We start from the raw sequence: 18,963 nt of genomic DNA, 5'->3' as shown, positions 1-18,963 counted from the left end.
GGCCGTGTCCTAACTTCCCTCGCGCCAGGCGCGCCACAGTTGCGCGTAGCGGCCGCCCAGGGCCACCAGTTCCTCGTGTGTTCCGTGCTCCACGACCCGGCCCGCGTCGAGTACCGCGATCCGGTCCGCCGCCATGGCCTGGGTCAGCCGGTGCGCGACGAACAGCGTGGTGCGGCCGGCGCACGCGGCGAGCACGGCCCGCTCCAGCTCGGCCGCGCCCTCGCTGCCCGCCTCGGCCGTGGACTCGTCGAGCACCACCACGGGCGAGCGGGCCAGTACCAGCCGGGCGAGGGCGATCTGGGCCACCTTGGTGACGTCCAGGCGTTCGCCGCCCTCTCCGACCGGGGTCCTCAGACCGTCGGGCAGCGCGTCCACCCAGCCGTCGGCGCCGACCGTACGCAGGGCGTCGGTCAGTTCGGCGTCGGTCGCCCGCGGTGCGGCCAGCCTCAGGTCGTCGGCGAGCGGGCCGGAGAACACGTGCGTCTCCTGCGTCAGGATGCTCACCAGGGCCCGCGCGCCGGCCTCGTCCAGACCGGCGAGGTCGGTCGGGCCGATGCGCACCGATCCGGCCTGTGGGGTTCCGATGCCGGCGATCAGCGCCGCCAGGGTCGACTTGCCGGCGCCCGTCGCCCCGACCAGGGCGAGCGAGCCTCCGGCCGGGATCGACAGGTCGACGTCCTGGAGGACCGGCTGTTCGGTGCCGGGGTAGCTGAAGGTCAGGCCCTTCACGGTCACCGGGTGGGGCACGTCGGCCGCCGGCTCGACGGCGGGGGCGCCGACCAGCCGGTCCTGCGCGTCCTCACCGAGGACGCCGACCAGCCGGGTGAGGCTCGCGCCCGACTTCTGAGCCTCGTCGAAGGTGAACATGATGGAGCCCAGGGGGGTGAACAGCCGGTGGAAGAGGAGCGGGGCCGCCGAGACCTCGCCCAGGGTGGCGGCGTCGGCCTCCAGCAGGGCGTACCCCACCACGATGATGAGGACCAGCCCGATGAACTCGGCGCGGTTCTCGCGGCCGACGAACCGGCCGAAGAGCCGGAACACCTCGATGCCGAGTTCGCGGACGCGCCACGACTCCGTGGTGACCTTCTCGCGTACGGCCCCTTCCAGGCGGTAGGCGCGGACGGTGTCGATCCCGTTCAGTCCGCTGATCAGCGCCTGTGCGCGGTCCGCCTGGACGGCGCGCTGCTGCTTGTAGAGGGGGGCGGAGCGGGGCAGGTACCAGCGCAGGGCGAGGGCGTAGGCGGGCAGTGCGCCGGCGCCCGCGAGGCCGAGCCGCCAGTCGAGGCCGAACATGCCGAGGGTGGCGATGACGACCAGGACGCCCGCCGAGAACACGGTGGGGACGGCCGTGCGGATGCCCCTGGACAGCACGGCGACGTCGTCGCCGACGCGGGACAGCACGTCTCCCCGGCCGACCTGTTCGATCCGGGCGCTCGGCATGCCCAGCACCGCCCGGACGGCGCTCTCCCGCAGCCGGGCGAGGAGGTCCGCGCCGAGCCGCCCGACGAGGTAGGTGGACCCGGCGGTGGCCGCCGCGCCGAGGAGCGCGGCGGCCACCATCAGCACGCCCGTGGTGACGAGGATCGAGCGCGGTCCGCCCGCGACCACTGCGTCGACGACCCGGCCGAGCAGGAGCAGCGGCAGCACCTGGAGGGCCGCGCCGGCCACCGTCGTGAGGACGGTGGCGGCCGTCAGCCAGGGCACCTCGCGGCAGTGCGAGGCCACCCAGCGGGTGGCCTCGCGTCCGGTCGTCGTGCGCAGGGTGACCGGCGCGACGAGCGTGTCCGTGGCGCTCACACTCAGCCGGCCGACTTGACGAGTTCGTCGATCGCGTACGGCAGGGAGAGCAGGGTGCCCTGCGACATGGCCGCGCCGACGGCCGGGCCCTCGCTGTCCAGGAGGTAGGAGACCTTCCCGTTCTTGACCGCGTTCAGGTTGGTGAACAGCTCGAACTTCTTCAGTGCTTCCTGGTCCGCCTTGTCGGCGATGACGAAGATGCGGTCGACGTCGACGAGGTCCATGCGCTCGGGGGAGAGCGTGGTGTAGAACTTCCCGTCGGCGATCTTGTCGATCTCGGTCTGGCCCTTGTAGCCGATGCCCGTCACCAGCCGGCCGCGTACGTCGGTGGTGGTGAAGGGGGCCACCGAGTCCTTGTACCAGGACAGTGCGACGGCGGTCCGGTTCGCGAAGTCGGGGTGCGCCTTCTTGGCCGCGTCGAGCTTGTCCTGGATGCCCTTGACCAGTTCGGTGCCCTTGGCCTCCTGGCCCAGGGCCTTGGCGATGTGGACCGCGTTGTCCTGCCAGGGGGCGCTGAACGGCTCTTTCTCGGCCTTGGTCCGGCCCACCGTCGGGGCGATCTTGGAGAGTTTGTCGTAGGCGGCCTGGTCGATCTCGGAGTAGACCGCGACGATCAGGTCGGGCCGCAGGGCGGCGATCTTCTCGTAGTTCGGGCCGGCGTCGCCGTTGTTCATGACGACCTCGGGGCGGGTGTCGCCCCACTTGTCCTTCGTCCAGGGCCACTGGGTGTTGATGTCGGGGCTCGTGCCCGGCAGGTTCGGGTACTGGTCGACCATGCCCACCGGCTTGATGCCGAGCGCGAGGACGGCCTGGTCGTCGGTGTAGCCGACGGAGACGACCCGCTGGGGAGCCTTGGCGACCTTCGTGGATCCGAAGGCGTGCTCCACGGTGACCGGGAAGGTGCCCGCCGCGGCGGCCGGAGCGTCACTGCCCTTCTTGTCGGCCGGGTCCGCCGGATCGGAACCGCATCCGGCCAGGAGCCCGATCCCGAGCGCCGCGGCGGCCACCGTCGCCGTCGGCCGCGCCCAGGGGTTCGTAACTGACCTTCGATGGAGAAGCATCCGCAATCCCTTGCTTTCGTGCTGTCCATTGCGCCCCCGGCCGAGGGCAGGCACACAGTAGCGCGCTCAACTGAGGCTAGCCTAGCCTTACTTGAACCGTATCTTTGTCCATCCGATCAGGCCGTACGTGGGCGCGGCCGATCGGCACGATGAGGGGCCTGTCCCCCACCGGGTCGTCGATCACCTTGGCACGCAGTCCGAACGCCTCGTGCAGCAACTCGGCGGTGATGACCTCGCGCGGGTGCCCCTGCGCCAGGATCGATCCCGCCTTCATCACGACGAGGTTGTCGCTGTATCGGGTGGCCAGGTTCAGGTCGTGCAGGACCAGGACGACCGTGCACCCCGACTCGTGCAGGTCGTCGACGAGATCGAGCACGTCGATGGCGTGCGCCAGGTCCAGGTACGTGGTCGGCTCGTCGAGCAGCAGCAGGTCGGTGCCCTGAGCCAGCGTCATGGAGATCCACACGCGCTGGCGCTGGCCCCCGGACAGCGCGTCGACCGGGCGGTCGGCGAGGTCCGAGACGCCGGTCATGGCCAGCGCGCGCTCCACGACGGCGGCGTCGTCCGAGGACCACTGCCGCAGCCAGCTCTGGTGCGGATGCCGCCCCCGGGCGACCAGGTCGGCCACGGTGAGCCCCTCCGGGGCCACCGGGGCCTGCGGCAACAGACCGAGCTTCCTGGCCACGTCCCGGGTCCTGAGCCGGGCGATGTCGTCGCCGTCCAGGACGACGCTGCCCCGGGTCGGCTTGAGCAGCCGCGACAGGGTCCGCAGCAGGGTCGACTTCCCGCAGCCGTTGGAGCCGATGATCGTCGTGATCACCCGGGGCGGGATCGCCACGTCCAGATCGTCGATGACGACCCGCCCCCCGTACCCGACGGTGACCCCTCTGGCGGCGAGCCGCGCGGTCTCACCGCCCCCGGACGCGATCCCGGTGACGTGCTCAACGGCCACGGTTCCCCCTCGTTCCCAGCCTGCCCGGACATGTTTTTCGATCAACGGAGATTGGCCCGCACCAGCAGGTAGACGAGGAAGGGACCGCCGATCGCGGCGGTGACCACGCCGACCGGCAGGGTCATCGGCAGCGTCGTGCGCGCGACCAGGTCCGCGCCGGTCAGCAGCAGGGCCCCAGTGACCCCCGAGGCGACCATCGGCGGTGTCGGGCACCTCGTCAGGCGCATCGCGACCTGCGGTGCGACCAGCGCGACGAAGGAGACCGGCCCGGCCGCGCTCACCGCGACCCCGGCCAGCAGCACCGCGCACAGCAGCAGGACGGCGCGCACCGCCGTGTAGCGGACGCCCAGGCCCGCGGCCACGTCGTCGCCGAGGTGCAACGGCTTGAACTGGAACGCGACGCCCGCCACGACGGCCGTCAGGGCGAGCGTGCACCAGAGCGCCACCCGTACGTCGTCCCACGAGCGGTTGTCCAGCGAGCCGATCAGCCAGGCCTGCGCCCGGGCCACGTCCCTGATGTCGGCCGTCACCAGCAGCCAGGTCGTGATCGCCTCCATCACCGCGCTCACCGAGAGCCCGATGAGGATCAGCCGGAAGCCGTCGATCCCGCGCCGCCACGCCAGGACGTAGACGAGGAGCCCCGTGCCGAGACCACCCGCAAGGGCGGCCCCGGACAGACCCACCGAGTTGACGACCGCCGTGGCGGTCCCGCCCGACACCGTCACCAGGAACACGGCGACCACGCCGGCGCCCCAGGTGATGCCGAGGATGTCCGGGCTGGCCAGCGGGTTGCGCGCGATGGACTGGGTGATCGCCCCGGACATGCCCAGGGCGATGCCCACGACGCATCCGGCCAGGGCCCGCGGCATCCGCAGATCCATGATCACGAACTCGTCGACCTGCTCGCCCCGGCCCAGGATGGTGGCGATCACCTGGGGCAGGCCGATGGGGAAGTCCCCCACGCCGATGGACAGGCAGAAGACGAGGAACGTCGCCGCCGCGAGCAGCAGCGTGGTGCAGACGAGCCATGGCCGCCAGACGAAGGAGATCCGGCCGATCCGCACGCCGGGGGCCACCGGCGGCTTCACCCGGGGCGCGCTCACATCGGTCCCGCTCATGCGCTCTTGAACTTTCCGCGCCACACCAGCACCGCGAAGAAGGGGGCGCCGAGGAGGGCCACGACGACACCGGCGTCCAGCTCGCCCGGCCGTACCAGCAGCCGCCCCGCGATGTCGCAGACCAGCAGGACGATGGCGCCGAGGAGACCCGCGTACGGCACCAGCCAGCGGTAGTCCGGCCCGGTGAGGTAGCGGGCCACGTGCGCCACCATGAGTCCGAGGAACGCGATGGAGCCGCACGCCGCCGTCGCTGCCCCGGCCAGCAGGGTGATGGCGATGATCCCGACGGTCCGGTTCAGCGCGATGTTCACGCCCAGGCCGCGGGCCACGTCGTCGCCCAGGTTGAGCAGGTTGACGGCGGGCAGCGTGGTCAGCGCCAGCAGCAGGCCGACCGCTACGAAGGCGGTCACCGGCCAGATGACGTCGAATCCGACGCCGGCCACCGAGCCCGCGTTCCAGAAGCGCAGGGCGTTCAGCGACGCCTTGTCGGACAGCGCGACCGCCGTGGTCATGGCGGCGAGGAACACGGTGACCCCCTGCCCGGCCAGTGCGAGCGTCAACGGGTTGCCGGCGCCCCGGCCGATGCTCGCCAGCCCGAACACGACGACGCCCGCGACCGCCGCCCCGGCGAAGGCGAACCAGACGTACTGGAACGGGTTCGCGAAGCCGAAGACGGCGATCACCGAGACCACGGCGAACGAGGCGCCCGCGTTCACCCCCAGCAGGCCCGTGTCGGCGATCGGGTTGCGCGTGTAGCCCTGGATCAGCGCCCCGCCGACCCCCAGGGCCACCCCGGCCACGGTGGCCAGCACCGTGCGGGGGATCCGTACGGTCTGCACGATGAGCCGGATCTCGGTGAGCCGGTGGTCGGCGCCGGGTCCGGCCGACAGGCCGTACCAGACTTCGGACGGACTCAGGCCCCGCGCACCGACGCCCAACGACACCGCCATCACGGTCAGGAGGATCAACAGCAGGGTGAGCGAACCGACGACTCGCCGCCTTCGCACCCGTGTCGTGCCCGTGGGCACGGGACGTTCAACTGCAATCGCGCCCATGTCGCCGTACGTCATCCCTTCGATCCACCGGTGGACTGGGGTCAGCGGAGCCGGACCGCCGGTCAGCGGGCGGCCGTGCCACCGGCGCCGCCGGCGAGCGTGCGCGCCTCGTCGGAGCCGGACTTCAGGCCCCGGCCGAGCAGGGAGTCCAGGATCTCGCCGACCCTGACGGCGGTGTTGGACAGCAGGGACGAGGTGATGCCGTGCGTGTGCTCCGTACCGCCCTGTACGTAGATGCCGCAGCGCAGTGCGGGATCGGTGGCGATGCGGTAGTCGCGCTCGACCCGGACGCGGCCCGAGTCGTCGCGCAGGCACCGCCCGGCGACCTCGCCGAGGAGGCCGAGCGGGTCGGCGGGGCGGTAGCCGGTCGCGAAGACCACGACGTCCGCCTCCAGGGAGGTCTCCTCACCGGTGACCAGGGACCGCACGGTGGCGTGGACGCCCGCCGGGGTCTCCCTGACCTCCGTCAGCCGGGACACGTTGAGGAAGCGCAGGCGCTCGGTGCCGAGGACCTTCTCCTGGTACATCTGCCGGTACAGGTCGTCGATCAGGTCGATGTCGACGACGGAGTAGTTGGTGTTGCCGTGGTAGTCCATGAGCCGGCGCTTGACGTCCTCGGGCGCGGCGAAGAACTCGCCCACGGCCTCCGGGTCGAAGATCCGGTTGGCGAAGCCGCTGTCGTCGGCGGGGCTGTAGCCGTAGCGGGAGAAGACGGCGCAGACCTCGGCCCCGGGGAAGCGGCGGTGCAGGTAGGCGACGTTCTCGGCGGCGCTCTGCCCGGCGCCGACGACGATGAACCGGGACGGGGCGGCGCCGTCCAGGCCGTCGACCTTCGTCAGGAGGTCGGAGTTGTGCCAGACGCGGCCGGTGCGCTCCACCCCGTCCGGCATGGAGGGACGCAGTCCCGTGCCTATGACCACGTTGCGGGCCCGGTGGAGCGCGAGCCCCTCCCCGGAGCGGACCGTGACGTCCAGGTACTCCACCGCTCCGTCACGGGCGACGGGTGTGATCCCGACGACCTCGTGGCCGTAGGACACCGTGTCGTCGACCTTGTCGGCGGCCCACTCGAAGTAGTCGTGGAATTCGACGCGCAGCGGGAAGAGGTTCTTGTGGTTGATGAAGTCGACCAGCCGCCCCTTGCTCTTGAGGTAGCACAGGAAGCTGAACTCGCTCGCCGGGTTCCGGAGCGTCACCAGGTCCTTGAGGAAGCTCACCTGCATGGTCGCGTCGTCGATGAGCATCCCGCGGTGCCAGCCGAAGCGGGGCTGCTGCTCGAAGAAGTAGGCGCTGATCGTTTCCCGTCCGCTGACGCGTAAGTTGTGCTCGCTGACCGCGATGGCCATGGCCACGTTGGAGGGCCCGAAGCCGATTCCAATGAGGTCGTGGACCAACGGGACTTCGCCAGGACGAACCTGTGCCATGTCACTCCCATCGTGCGAGGGCGGCCGCCGGCCGTGGGGACGGGCGGCCGTCGGTCGAGCATCCGCCGGGCGCGGAAATTCGGGCACGCCGACGGAGCCGCAACCATGAGACTTAGGCAAGGCTAAGCTCATCACGGCGGCACTGTCGATAGACAAAACGGACGGTCACCCGTGCGGGTGATCTTCAACTCCCTTGGAAATTGGGCCCATTGCACGCTTAGGCAAGCCTTGCTTTACTCGACATGACCAACCCCCTGCGCTGAGGAGGAACCCCATGCGGGTCGTCATGTTCGGTTACCAGACCTGGGGGCACCGCACCCTGCAAGCCCTCCTGGACTCCGAGCACGACGTGGTGCTGGTCGTGACGCACCCCAAGAGCGAGCACGTCTACGAGAAGATCTGGAGCGACTCCGTCGCCGACCTCGCCGAGGAGCACGGGGTCCCGGTACTGCTGCGCAACCGCCCCGACGACGACGAGCTGTTCGCGCGCCTGAAGGAGGCGGACCCGGACATCATCGTCGCCAACAACTGGCGGACCTGGCTCCCCCCGCGCGTCTTCGACCTCCCGCGCCACGGCACGCTGAACGTGCACGACTCGCTGCTGCCGAAGTACGCGGGCTTCTCCCCACTGATCTGGGCGCTGATCAACGGCGAGAGCGAAGTGGGCGTCACCGCGCACATGATGAACGACGAGCTCGACGCCGGCGACATCGTGCGGCAGGAGGCGGTGCCGGTGGGGCCGAAGGACACCGCCACCGACCTCTTCCACCGCACCGTCGACCTCATCGCACCGGTCACCGTCGGCGCCCTCGACCTCATAGCCGCCGGGCAGCGGGAGTTCGTCCGCCAGGACCGCTCGCAGGCGAGCTTCTTCCACAAGCGCTCCGTCGAGGACAGCCGCATCGACTGGACCTGGTCCGCCGAGGAACTGGACCGCCTCGTCCGTGCCCAGTCCGAGCCGTACCCCAGTGCCTTCACCTTCCACCGGGGCCGCCGGATCGAGGTCCTGGCCGCGTTCGTGTCCCAGGGCCGGTACGGCGGCACGCCCGGCCGCGTCTTCTACCGCGAGGGCGACGGCGTGGTGATCGTCGCGGGCGCCGACGCCCGCACCGGCCGCAACCACGGGCTCGCCCTCACCCGGGTGCGCACCGAAGACGGCCGCGAGCTGCCCGCGGCCGAGTACTTCACCACCATGGGCGGATACCTGACCGCGCGCCCCTGACGGGGGTGCGGCGGACACCACTCCACCGCACCCCCGCTCACCGCGTACCGCCGGGCCCCTCAGCCCGGCGGCGGACCCGGGCCCCTCATCGGCCCTGGTCGTACGTGTGGAACCCGCGTCCGCTCTTGCGGCCCAGCAGGCCCGCCTGCACCATCCGCCGGAGCAGCGGGGGCGGGGCGTAGAGGGGTTCCTTGAACTCGTCGTAGAGGGATTGCGCGATGGCGGCGACGGTGTCGAGACCGATCAGGTCGGCGAGCCTCAGCGGCCCCATCGGGTGGGCGCAGCCCAGTTCCATGCCCGCGTCGACGTCGGTCGCGGTGGCGAAGCCGGACTCGGCCATGCGGATCGCCGAGAGCAGGTACGGGACCAGGAGGGCGTTGACGACGAAGCCGGCCCGGTCGGTGGAACGGACGACGGTCTTGCCCAGCGCCCGGCGGGCGAAGGCCTCCACCGCCTCGACGGTCCCTCGGGCGGTGTGGAGCGAGGAGACGACCTCCACCAGGGGCAGGACGGGGACGGGGTTGAAGAAGTGCAGTCCCACCACCCGGTCGGCGCGGCCGGTGGCCATGCCCAGACGCATGACCGGCAGGGAGGAGGTGTTGGTGGCGAGGATCGCCTCCGGATCCTCGACGATCTTGTCGAGGGCGGCGAACGTCTCCGTCTTGACCTCGGGGTCCTCCGTGACGGCCTCGATGACCAGCTGCCGGTCGGCGAGGTCGTCGAGGCTGCCGGAGAAGACCAGCCGGGCGAGGGCGTCCTCGGCGGAGATCCGGTCCAGCTTGCCGCGCTGGACGGCCCGTTCGAGGGACACGGCCACCCGTTCCCTGGCGGCCAGTGCCGCGGCGTCACCGGCCTCGCAGACGACGGTGTCGAGTCCGGCGCGGGCGCAGACCTCGGCGATGCCGGCGCCCATCTGTCCGCCTCCGACCACGCCGACCCGGCGGATCGCGCCGCTCACGACAGCACCTGCGCACGGCGCACGAGGTGGCGGCTGTAGGCGTCGGCCGTGAAGAAGGCCGGGAGGTCCCGCTCCAGCGCGGCCCGCTCCAGTACGGCAGCGGCCTGTGCCACGAGCGCGTAGGGACGCTCCGCGGTGAGCGCGGCGCATTCCTCGTCGATCACGACGAGCAGGTCCTCCCGGTCGATCCTCCGGTGGCGCAGCCACTGCCAGAGCTGCACCCGGGCGATCTCGGCGGTGGCCGCGTCCTCCATCAGGCCGCCCAGGGCCACCGCTCCGTGGCCGCGCAGCCAGGCCTCGAAGTAGCGCAGCGAGACGGCCACGTTGGCACGGACACCGGCCGCCGTGGGCGGCGCGCAGGTGCGGCGTACGGAGAGCAGGTCGGCGGCTCGGACGTGCACGTCCTCACGGGTCCGGTCGAGCTGGTGGGGCCGGTCGTGCAGTACGCCGTCGAAGACCTCCCGGCAGACGGGGACGAGGGCCGGGTGGGCGACCCAGGAGCCGTCGAAACCGTCCTCGGCCTCGCGTTCCTTGTCCAGGCGGACCGTGGCGAGGGCGGCGGCGCCCGCCTCCGGCTCCTTGGACGGCACCTGGGCGGCCATGCCGCCGATGGCGTGCGCGCCGCGCCGGTGGCACGTGCGGACCAGCAGCTCGGTGTAGGCGCGCATGAACGGCGCGGTCATGGTGACCTGGGCCCGGTCGGGGAGCTGGAAGTCGGTGCGGTGCCCGAAGGTCTTGATGATGCTGAACAGGTAGTCCCAGCGGCCGGCGTTGAGGCCGGCACTGTGTTCCCGGAGCGCGTGGAGGATCTCCTCCATCTCGAAGGCCGCCGTGATCGTCTCGATCAGGACGGTGGCCCGCACGGTGCCGCGCGGGATACCGAGGAGCTCCTGGGCGAGGACGAAGATGTCGTTCCAGAGCCTGGCCTCCTGCGCGTTCTCCAGCTTGGGGAGGTAGAAGTACGGGCCGTGGCCGGCGTCGATCTGGCGCTGCGCGCAGTGGAAGAAGTAGAGGCCGAAGTCGACCAGCGCGGCGGGGACGGGCCGGCCCTCGACCTCCAGGTGCTCTTCGAGGAGGTGCCAGCCCCGGGGGCGGACCATGATGGTCGCCAGGTCCTCCCCGAGGCGGTACTCCCTGCCGTCGGGCGTGGTGAAGTCGATGCGCCGCTCGATGGCGTCGAGCAGGCTGAGCTGGCCGCCGACGATGTTGTCCCAGGTGGGTGCGGTGGCGTCCTCGAAGTCCGCCATCCACACGCGGGCGCCGGAGTTGAGGGCGTTGACGGTCATGCGCCGGTCGGGCGGCCCGGTGATCTCGACGCGGCGGTCGGTGAGGCCGGGGGCCGGGGGCGCCACCCGCCAGTCGGGGTCGGCACGCACGGCAGCCGTGGCGATGGAGAAGTCCAGCGGGGTTCCCGAGACGAGGCGGTCCCGTCGCCGGCGCCGCTCCTTGAGGAGCTCGTCGCGGCGGTGGGCGAAGGCCGCGTCGAGGCGGCCGACGAAGCCGAGCGCCTCCGGGGTGAGGATCTCCTCGTGGCGGTCGCCCGGTGCCGCGAGGACCCGGACCCGGTGCGTGGTGGCGATGGTGGTCATGCGGTCTCCTGACGAGGGTGGGGCGGGGCGCCTCAGTGGAACTGCTCTTCCTCCGTGGAGCCGGCGAGGGCGGTGGTGGAGGAGGCCGGGTTGACGGCGGTGGAGACCAGGTCGAAGTAGCCGGTGCCGACCTCCCGCTGGTGCCTGACCGCGGTGAAGCCGTGCTGCTGGGCGGCGAACTCGCGCTCCTGGAGGTCGACGTAGGCGGTCATGCCGTGCTCTGCGTAGCCGCGGGCGAGGTCGAACATGCCGTGGTTGAGGGAGTGGAAGCCGGCGAGGGTGATGAACTGGAAGCGGTAGCCCATGGCGCCGAGTTCGCGCTGGAACTTGGCGATCTGGTCGTCGTCCAGCGCGGCCTTCCAGTTGAAGGAGGGCGAGCAGTTGTAGGCCAGCATCCGGTCGGGGTACTGCGCGTGGACGGCCTCGGCGAACTCGCGGGCCTGGGCCAGGTCCGGGGTGCCGGTCTCGACCCAGATGAGGTCGGCGTACGGGGCGTAGGCGAGGCCGCGGGCGATGACGGGGGCCATGCCGTTGCGGACCCGGTAGAAGCCCTCCGCCGTGCGCTCACCGGTGGTGAACTGTGCGTCGCGCTCGTCGACGTCGCTGGTCAGCAGGTTGGCGGCGAGGGCGTCGGTACGGGCGATGACCAGGGTCGGGGTGTCGGCGATGTCGGCGGCGAGGCGGGCCGCGTTCAGGGTGCGGATGTGCTGGGAGGTCGGGACGAGGACCTTGCCGCCGAGGTGGCCGCACTTCTTCTCGGAGGCGAGCTGGTCCTCGTAGTGGATGCCGGCCGCGCCGGCCGCGATCATGGCCTTGGTGAGCTCGAAGGCGTTGAGCGGGCCGCCGAAGCCGGCCTCGGCGTCGGCCACGATCGGCGCCAGCCAGTCCGTCGTGTCGGAGCCGCCCTCGGCGGTGGCGATCTGGTCGGCGCGCAGCAGGGCGTTGTTGATGCGGCGCACCACCTGCGGGACGGAGTTGACCGGGTACAGGGACTGGTCGGGATAGGTGTGGCCCGCCTGGTTGGCGTCGGCGGCGACCTGCCAGCCCGAGAGGTAGATCGCCTGGAGGCCCGCGCGGACCTGCTGAACGGCCTGGCCGCCGGTGAGCGCGCCGAGGGCGTGGACGTAGTCCAGTTCGTGGAGCTGGCGCCACAGCCGCTCGGCGCCGCGCCGGGCCAGGGTGTGCTCCTCCCTGACGCTGCCGGAGAGCCGCACCACGTCCCCGGCCGTGTAGGTGCGCTCGATGCCCGCCCATCGCGGGTCGGTGGCCCAGCGCCGTTCGAGCTGCTGGGCCGCTGCCGTGGTCGTCTTCGTCTCTGCCATGACCGTCACCGTTTCCGTCTGTGTGAGTCGCTCGGGTTGCCAATGCCGTTGTCGGGCACGACAAGGCCCTGGCACCGTGTGCCTGAATCTGGGTCGCGGCCGCCGGGCCCCACCGTGGACGGAGCTGAGCAATGGCACCGGGCCGCCGGTTCGGACCGCCGGGATCTCCGACATCAGGGCGTGAATCGCGCCCGGACCGTCCGTCTCGGCCGCCGGGGTCCGGCGGGCCGCAGGACGACTCTGGCACTGGCACCGAGTGCCAACAAGGAGTGCCGTTTGCCAAGTTCTGCGAATCTTCCGGGGCGTTTTTGCCAAGCTTGCGAAGGCCGGCCACGGTGTGACCGGCGTACGCTGAGGCCCTGCCGGGGAGAGGAGTGCGGGTGAGCAAGACGTATGCGGGGGCGCGCCTGCGGAGGCTGCGCGAGGAACGGCGCATGAGCCAGGCCGAACTGGCCAGGGTCCTGGGCATCTCGCCCAGCTACCTCAACCAGATGGAGCACGACTCCCGTCCGCTCACCGTCCCGGTGCTGCTCCGGCTGACCGAGGCCTTCGGTGTCGACCCCGGCTTCTTCTCGGAGCGCGACACGAGCCGGCTGGTGGCCGACCTGCGCGAGGCCCTCGCCGGGGAGGTCGCCGAGGCCCGGGTGTCCCCCTCCGACCTGGCCGAGCTGGCCCACCGGATGCCGGCCGTCGCGTCCGTCCTGCTGGACCTGGGCCGCCGCGGCCAACTGCTCGCGGAGCGGCTCGCGGACACGGCGGACGGCAGGGACGGCGGCGGGGGCGCCGCACCCCGCTCGCCCCACGAGGAGATCCGCGAGTTCTTCTACCGGCGGCAGAACTACCTGCACGACACCGACCTCGCCGCCGAGGGCCTCGCCCGGGAGATCGGCGTCCGGCGCGGGGACGTGCTGCGCGTGCTGGCGGACCGGCTCGCCGACCGGCACGGGATCCGGCTGGCGGCCGGATCCGAGCGGCTCCACCACTTCGACGCGCAGGCACGGGTCCTGCACCTGTCCGGCCGGCTGCGGCCGGGCCAGCAGGCGTTCCGGATGGCCACCCAGCTGGCCCTGCTGGAGTACGGGACGGACCTGGACCGGCTGGCCGCCGAGGACTTCGCGCAGGGCTCCCCCGCCCACGGCCTGGCCCGGATCGGCATCGCGAACTACTTCGCGGCCGCGCTGATCCTCCCGTACGGCGCCTTCCAACAGGCCGCCGAGGAGTTCCGGTACGACATCGAACGGCTCACCGACCACTTCGGTCTCGGCTACGAGACCGTCTGCCACCGGCTCAGCACCCTGCAACGCCCCAGACTGCGCGGGGTGCCCTTCTCCTTCGTGCGGGTCGACCGGGCCGGGAACATGTCGAAGCGGCAGTCCGCCACCGGATTCCACTTCTCCCGCGCGGGCGGCACCTGCCCGCTCTGGAACGTCTACGAGGCCTTCGTCGCGCCCGGCCGCATCCACGTCCAGGTCGCCGCCATGCCCGACGGGCAGCGGTACCTGTGGACCGCACGCGCCGTGACCCGTCACCGCGGCGGCTGGGGCGAGCCCGGCAAGACCTTCGCGATCGGCCTCGGCTGCGAGATCCGGCACGCCTCCCGGCTGGTCTACTCCGACGGCCTCGACCTCGGCAACGTCTCGGCCGCCACGCCCATCGGCATGGGCTGCCGGCTGTGCGAACGGCTCGACTGCCCGCAGCGCGCGGTCCCGCCGCTGGGCCGGGCCCTGGCCGTCGACGAGAACAGCAGCACCTTCATCCCCTACCCCGTGATCCCCGGGAAGGGCTGACGGGCCGGAAACCGGCGGGAACCAGACCGGGACGGCATCCGACCACCTGCGCGGAACTGGCGGGGCGGTGGCTCCGTGAGCGAATCCTCGGATCAGGGAATGTCGATGGCCGATGAACAGCAGTCCGCAGTCCAGGCGCCCGCGGCCACGGGGCGGTGGGGCCCTCCCCCGGCGCTGACCGGCTTCGTGGTGCTGCTCCTGGCGATGTTCGCCCTCGCCTACGGGGTCGGTTCCGCGGCCGGGCCGGTGGCGCCCGGCATGCGGAGCACCGTGGGCGATGCCGGTTCCCCGGAGCGGTCCGGTCCCGGCGGCGGGAACATGGGCGGTCACACCGGCGGTGACCGATGACGGCGGAGGGGAGCACGGTCGCCGGGGTGAGCACCGACCTCGCCGTCCGGGGCATGACCTGTGCGGCCTGCGTGAACCGGGTCGAGAAGCGGCTGGCCCGCATCGACGGGGTGACGGCCGCGGTCAATCTGGCCACGGGCCGGGCGCGCGTGCACCACCCCGCTGACGTCCCGCCCGGAGACCTCCTGGCGGCGGTCGAACGGGCGGGATACCAGGCGGAGTTGTTGCCGCCGCCCGCGCCGCGGGCCGCACCGGGGACCGCGACCGCCGCGGACGGCCCCACCACTGCGGACGGTCCGACGGGGCGGACCGGTCCGCCCGGCCCCGGTGATCCCGACGACCCGGACGACCCCGCCGGTCCGACCCGGGAGGAAGCCCGCAAGGACCGCGAACGCCTGCTGATCACCGCCCTGCTCTGCCTGCCGGTCCTCGTCCTGTCGATGGTTCCCGCCCTGCAGTTCCGCAACTGGCAGTGGCTGTGCCTCGTACTGGCCGCCCCGGTGGCGGTCTGGAGCGCCCTGCCGTTCCACCTCAGAGCGGCCCGCGGGCTGCGGCACTCGGCGGCCACCATGGACACCCTGGTCTCGCTCGGCGTCCTCGCGTCCTTCGCATGGTCCCTCTACGCGCTGTTCCTCGGCGGCGCGGGCGACCCCGGCATGCGGATGCCGTTCAGCCTCCTCCCCTCGGCCGGAACGGAGACCGCGCACGTCTACCTGGAGGCGGCCGTCGCCGTCCCGCTCTTCGTGCTCACCGGCCGCCACCTGGAGGCGCGGGCCCGGCGCGGCACGGGTGCGGCGCTGCGCTCCCTCGCCGGCCTGGCCGCCAAGGACGTGACGGTGAGCGAGGGCGGCCGGGAACGCCGGATGCCCATAGAGGAGCTCGTGCCGGGACAGGGGTTCGTCGTCCGGCCCGGGGAACGGGTCGCGACCGACGGCGTCGTGGTCTCGGGCAGCTCTGCCCTGGACCTGTCGCTGATCACCGGGGAGAGCGATCCCGTCGAGGTGGGTCCCGGCCGGGCGGTGGTGGGCGGCGCCGTCAACATGGGCGGGCTGCTCCTCGTACAGGCCACCGCGGTCGGCGCCGACACCCGCCTGGCCCGGATCACTCACCTGGTCACGGAGGCCCAGGCGGGCAAGGCGCGGGCCCAGCGCCTGGCCGACAAGGTGGCGGGCGTGTTCGTCCCCGCCGTGCTCTCCCTGGCCGTCACCGTGCTCGGTTTCTGGCTCGGCGCCGGCGCCGACCCCCAGGCGGCCGTCACCGCGGCCGTCGCGATCCTCGTCGTGGCCTGCCCGTGCGCTCTGGGCCTGGCCACCCCCACCGCCCTCATGGCCGCCACCGGCCGCGGTGCCCGCCTCGGCATCCTGGTCAGGGGGCCGCAGGCACTGGAGGCCCTGAGGCACGTCGACGTGATCGTCCTGGACAAGACCGGCACCCTCACCACCGGCCACATGTCCGTCGTACGGGTCACGGGGACCGCCGGCGGGATCGGCCGCGAGGCGGCCCTCCGGCTGGCCGGGGCGGTCGAGCAGGGCTCCGAGCACCCGCTGGGCCGTGCGGTCGTCGCGTACGCGCAGCGCGTCGCGGCCGAGGGCCCGCTGCCGGCGGTCACCGGCTTCCTGGCCGTCCCCGGCAGCGGCGTCACCGGGATCGTGGAGGGCCGCCGGGTGGAGGTACGCACGCCCGGCGAGGGCCTGCCCGCCTCCCTGGCACACGCGCTGGCCGAGGCGGAGGCCGCCGCGCTCACCCCGGTCCTGGTGCGGGTGGACGGCTTCGACGAGGCGCTCATCGCGCTGGGCGACGTCCTGCGCTCGGGCAGCTACCGGGCGGTGGACCGGCTGCGGCGGCTCGGCGTTGAACCGGTCCTGGCCACCGGCGACCGGGACGCCACCGCGCGGGCCGTCGCACGTGAGCTGGGCATCACGCGGGTGCACGCCCACTGCACGCCGGAGGGCAAGGCGGCGCTGGTCCGGGAACTGCGCGGCGCAGGCCGCCGGGTGGCGGTGATCGGGGACGGCGTCAACGACGCCGCGGCCCTGGCGGAGGCGGATCTCGGGATCGCCATGGGCAGCGGCACGGACGTCGCCATCGGGGCCGCGGACGTGACCCTCGTACGGGGTGACATCGAGGCCGTCGCCGACTCGGTCCGCCTCGCCCGCCGCACCCTGGCGACGATCCGGCTCAACCTGGTCTGGGCGTTCGGCTACAACGCGGTGACCGTGCCGCTGGCGGCCGTGGGGCTGCTGAGCCCGATGCTCGCCGCCGCCGCGATGTCCGCCAGCTCGCTCCTCGTGGTGGCCAACAGCCTGCGCCTGCGCACCTGGCAGCCCGCGCCGAAACGCCCCGCCACCCCCGTACGAAAGGCACCCCGTTGATGCACCTCCTGCGCATTGCGATCCGGACGGCCTGCCGGGCGGTGAACCGGATGGTGAAGGCGGTGGCGGAAAGCCGCAGGCCCAGCCGCCGGAGCCTGCGCGAGGGGCTGCTCGCCACGCTGGTGCCCCTGATGGCCTGTCTCACGATGCTGGTGGGGCTGACGGCCTGGACCAAGGCGGGCGCCGCGGGCAGCCCGGCACGGATCGACGTCGGCGTGGGCCGGGTCCTCCTGCCCGCCGCGGGCAAGGAGCGCACCACGGCCTTCTTCCGGATCGCCAACACCGGCGACTCCGACGACCAGTTGGTGGGGGTGACCTCGCCGGTCGCGGGCGAGATCACGCTGAACCGGCACGAGCGGGTCGGTGAGGACGGCGAAGCGACGCGCACGGTCTCCTCCGCGAACATCCCGGCGGGCGATTTCCTGGTCATGACGCCGACCACCCTGGACCTGACGATCAAGGTCAGGACCCGCCGCCAGGTGGGCGACGCCATGCCGTTCGTGCTGCACTTCCGCCGCAGCGGACCGGTGGACGCGGTCGCGTTCGTGGTGCGGACCCGCGACTAGGTCGTGTCTTGCCGATCAGGCCGGGCCCGCGCTGCCCGGCACGGGTGTTCCGCCTGCTCCCCGGCCCGTGGTTCACCCGCCAGGACCAGTGGCGCCGCACCGGTGCGGCGGTGGCGGCCGGTGAGGACAGAGCGGCGGGCCGGGCTTAGCGTGGCAGGTGGGGAGTCGGCCACCGCCGGCGAACGGCAGACGTCACGGCAGGAGGGTCGGCCATGAATACGGTGCAACCTGAGGGCGCCCGGTCTCCGGACGGGGACTCGGAGGCCTACGAGGTCGTCTTCGCGGCGGCGGACGGGGTCGGCGAGGACGTCGTCCGGATGACCCGCACCAGCGCGGCGGGGCCGGGCGGGCACCCCGTCTACGAGGACGCCACCGGCATCGTCCGGGCGGAGATCAGCAGCGGCGGCGAGGTCCGGGTGCTGGCGACGGGCGGGGGCCAGGAGCCCGCCCGCGTGCTGCGGGCCCGGGCGGTCACCTGACGCCCGCACCGCCGCCCCGGACGACCCGCGGGGTCAGGCCCGCGCGCGTCCCGAACACCGGATGAACAGGCCGGATGAGCAAAGGGTGCGCATAGTGGACGCATGGGTGTACCCGCGGGCCCCCGACCGCCGTGGACGTTCCTGACCAGCCACGCGCGGGTGCTCGTCACCCTGCACCGGGACCCCGGGGCCCGCCTGCGGGACGTCGCCGCGACCTGCGTGCTCACCGAGCGCACGGTCCAGTCGATCGTCGCGGACCTGGAGGAGGCGGGGTACCTGCGACGGGTGCGCGAGGGGCGCCGCAACCACTACCGGATCACCCCCGGCACGACGTTCCGCCATCCGGCCGAAGCCGGCCACGGCGTCGCGGGATTCCTCGCCCTCTTCACGGGGCCGCCCGGCCCCGGTGAGGTCGCGGACGTCAGCGCGGGACGCGCACGTGGATCGTCTTCCCTCCCGCCGCGTGGTGGCGGATCCCCACGTCGCTCCCCAGCCGGTTGATCAGGTGCCACCCCCAGCCGCCCTCGCCGCGCCGGTCGGGCCTTCTGGATTCCGGCTCCGCGTCGCTGGTGTCCGTGACCTCGATCTCGATCCCGTTCGACGCGAGGCGGACCTCCAGCAGGCAGCCCCCGCTCGTATGGCGGACGGCGTTGGTGACGAGTTCGCTGATCAGCAGGAGCGCCGTGTCCATCGTGAGGAGCGGGAGGGGGTCGTCGCCGCTCGTCGTGGCAGCGGCGAGGTGGGCCCTGGTCGCGCGCCGGGCCTGCGCCGCCGCGCTCCGGCCGTGCAGATCGAGGTGCAGTATCAGCTGGAGAGGCATGAACCCCGCTCTCCTGGAACCATAGAAAAAATCGCATTCCGGCACATTTCCGGTGTTGCGCTTCCTGTGTGCGCCTGCCCGCCCGCCCCTCCTTCA

General features: G+C 72.5%; 17 protein-coding genes. 7 read left to right on the top strand and 10 right to left on the bottom strand.

The genetic code is table 11. The features are described 5' to 3' along the window. Positions 1-9: 9 nt before the first annotated feature. The 6 genes from IG86_RS0123765 to IG86_RS0123740 form a co-directional block, all read right to left on the bottom strand. Complete coding sequence (locus IG86_RS0123765; protein ID WP_030899414.1) at positions 10-1,797, bottom strand: ABC transporter ATP-binding protein; 1,788 nt, start codon at positions 1,795-1,797, stop codon at positions 10-12. A 2-nt stretch (positions 1,798-1,799) separates the two neighbouring features. Beyond that, the gene (locus IG86_RS0123760; protein ID WP_030899411.1) at positions 1,800-2,858 is read right to left on the bottom strand and encodes an iron-siderophore ABC transporter substrate-binding protein; all 1,059 of its coding nucleotides are present in this window, start codon (positions 2,856-2,858) and stop codon (positions 1,800-1,802) included. A 76-nt stretch (positions 2,859-2,934) separates the two neighbouring features. After that, positions 2,935-3,810 (bottom strand): ABC transporter ATP-binding protein, encoded by an 876-nt coding sequence (locus IG86_RS0123755; RefSeq protein WP_030822110.1) that lies wholly within the window; start codon positions 3,808-3,810, stop codon positions 2,935-2,937. A gap of 41 nt (positions 3,811-3,851) precedes the next feature. Then, entirely contained in the window at positions 3,852-4,928 is a 1,077-nt protein-coding gene (locus IG86_RS0123750; RefSeq protein ID WP_030899409.1) for a FecCD family ABC transporter permease, read from the bottom strand. Then, a complete protein-coding gene (locus IG86_RS0123745) occupies positions 4,925-5,998 on the bottom strand; it encodes a FecCD family ABC transporter permease (protein ID WP_167751161.1) in 1,074 nt (357 codons plus the stop codon). Before IG86_RS0123745 ends, IG86_RS0123750 begins: the two co-directional genes overlap by 4 nt. A gap of 47 nt (positions 5,999-6,045) precedes the next feature. Further along, positions 6,046-7,404, bottom strand: a complete 1,359-nt coding sequence (locus IG86_RS0123740; protein WP_030899404.1) for a lysine N(6)-hydroxylase/L-ornithine N(5)-oxygenase family protein — start codon at positions 7,402-7,404, stop codon at positions 6,046-6,048. Positions 7,405-7,678: 274 nt separating this feature from the next. On the opposite strand from IG86_RS0123740, the gene IG86_RS0123735 reads away from it, so the two are divergent. Further along, positions 7,679-8,626: a methionyl-tRNA formyltransferase gene (locus tag IG86_RS0123735; protein ID WP_030899401.1), complete on the top strand. Its 948-nt coding sequence runs from the start codon at positions 7,679-7,681 to the stop codon at positions 8,624-8,626. An 85-nt stretch (positions 8,627-8,711) separates the two neighbouring features. On the opposite strand, the gene IG86_RS0123730 is transcribed toward IG86_RS0123735, so the two are convergent. From IG86_RS0123730 to aceA, 3 genes are read right to left on the bottom strand one after another with little or no spacing between them, the layout of a single operon-like run. Then, on the bottom strand, positions 8,712-9,584 hold the full coding sequence (locus IG86_RS0123730; RefSeq protein WP_030899397.1) for a 3-hydroxybutyryl-CoA dehydrogenase: 873 nt from the start codon (positions 9,582-9,584) through the stop codon (positions 8,712-8,714). Continuing rightward, positions 9,581-11,173, bottom strand: a complete 1,593-nt coding sequence (gene aceB / locus IG86_RS0123725; RefSeq protein WP_030899394.1) for a malate synthase A — start codon at positions 11,171-11,173, stop codon at positions 9,581-9,583. Before aceB ends, IG86_RS0123730 begins: the two co-directional genes overlap by 4 nt. Positions 11,174-11,205: 32 nt before the next feature. Continuing rightward, complete coding sequence (gene aceA, locus IG86_RS0123720; protein WP_030822089.1) at positions 11,206-12,495, bottom strand: isocitrate lyase; 1,290 nt, start codon at positions 12,493-12,495, stop codon at positions 11,206-11,208. Between the two features lie 380 nt (positions 12,496-12,875). On the opposite strand from aceA, the gene IG86_RS0123715 reads away from it, so the two are divergent. The 6 genes from IG86_RS0123715 to IG86_RS41425 all read left to right on the top strand — a co-directional run bounded on the left by IG86_RS0123715 (position 12,876) and on the right by IG86_RS41425 (position 18,548). Then, the gene (locus tag IG86_RS0123715; protein WP_030822086.1) at positions 12,876-14,282 is read left to right on the top strand and encodes a short-chain fatty acyl-CoA regulator family protein; all 1,407 of its coding nucleotides are present in this window, start codon (positions 12,876-12,878) and stop codon (positions 14,280-14,282) included. A 105-nt stretch (positions 14,283-14,387) separates the two neighbouring features. Continuing rightward, entirely contained in the window at positions 14,388-14,630 is a 243-nt protein-coding gene (locus tag IG86_RS0123710; RefSeq protein ID WP_030822083.1) for a hypothetical protein, read from the top strand. Continuing rightward, the gene (locus IG86_RS0123705) at positions 14,627-17,002 is read left to right on the top strand and encodes a heavy metal translocating P-type ATPase (protein ID WP_030899392.1); all 2,376 of its coding nucleotides are present in this window, start codon (positions 14,627-14,629) and stop codon (positions 17,000-17,002) included. The genes IG86_RS0123710 and IG86_RS0123705 overlap by 4 nt, the downstream gene beginning before the upstream one ends. Positions 17,003-17,052: 50 nt before the next feature. Then, a complete protein-coding gene (locus IG86_RS0123700) occupies positions 17,053-17,568 on the top strand; it encodes a copper chaperone PCu(A)C (protein ID WP_030899388.1) in 516 nt (171 codons plus the stop codon). 212 nt (positions 17,569-17,780) lie between these two features. Continuing rightward, complete coding sequence (locus IG86_RS0123695; RefSeq protein ID WP_030899385.1) at positions 17,781-18,047, top strand: DUF6296 family protein; 267 nt, start codon at positions 17,781-17,783, stop codon at positions 18,045-18,047. A gap of 102 nt (positions 18,048-18,149) precedes the next feature. Continuing rightward, positions 18,150-18,548, top strand: coding sequence for a helix-turn-helix transcriptional regulator (locus IG86_RS41425; protein ID WP_078848300.1), 399 nt, complete (start codon positions 18,150-18,152; stop codon positions 18,546-18,548). On the opposite strand, the gene IG86_RS39010 is transcribed toward IG86_RS41425, so the two are convergent. Next, positions 18,469-18,867, bottom strand: a complete 399-nt coding sequence (locus IG86_RS39010) for an ATP-binding protein (protein WP_030899384.1) — start codon at positions 18,865-18,867, stop codon at positions 18,469-18,471. The two genes, IG86_RS41425 and IG86_RS39010, sit on opposite strands and share 80 nt — an antisense overlap. Positions 18,868-18,963: the final 96 nt, after the last annotated feature.

Origin of the sequence: Streptomyces virginiae (assembly GCF_000720455.1) — a bacterium.
Classification (GTDB): Bacteria; Actinomycetota; Actinomycetes; order Streptomycetales; family Streptomycetaceae; genus Streptomyces; species Streptomyces virginiae.
Note: the sequence above shows the minus strand (reverse complement) of the source record. Positions and strands in the feature narration are given on the sequence as shown.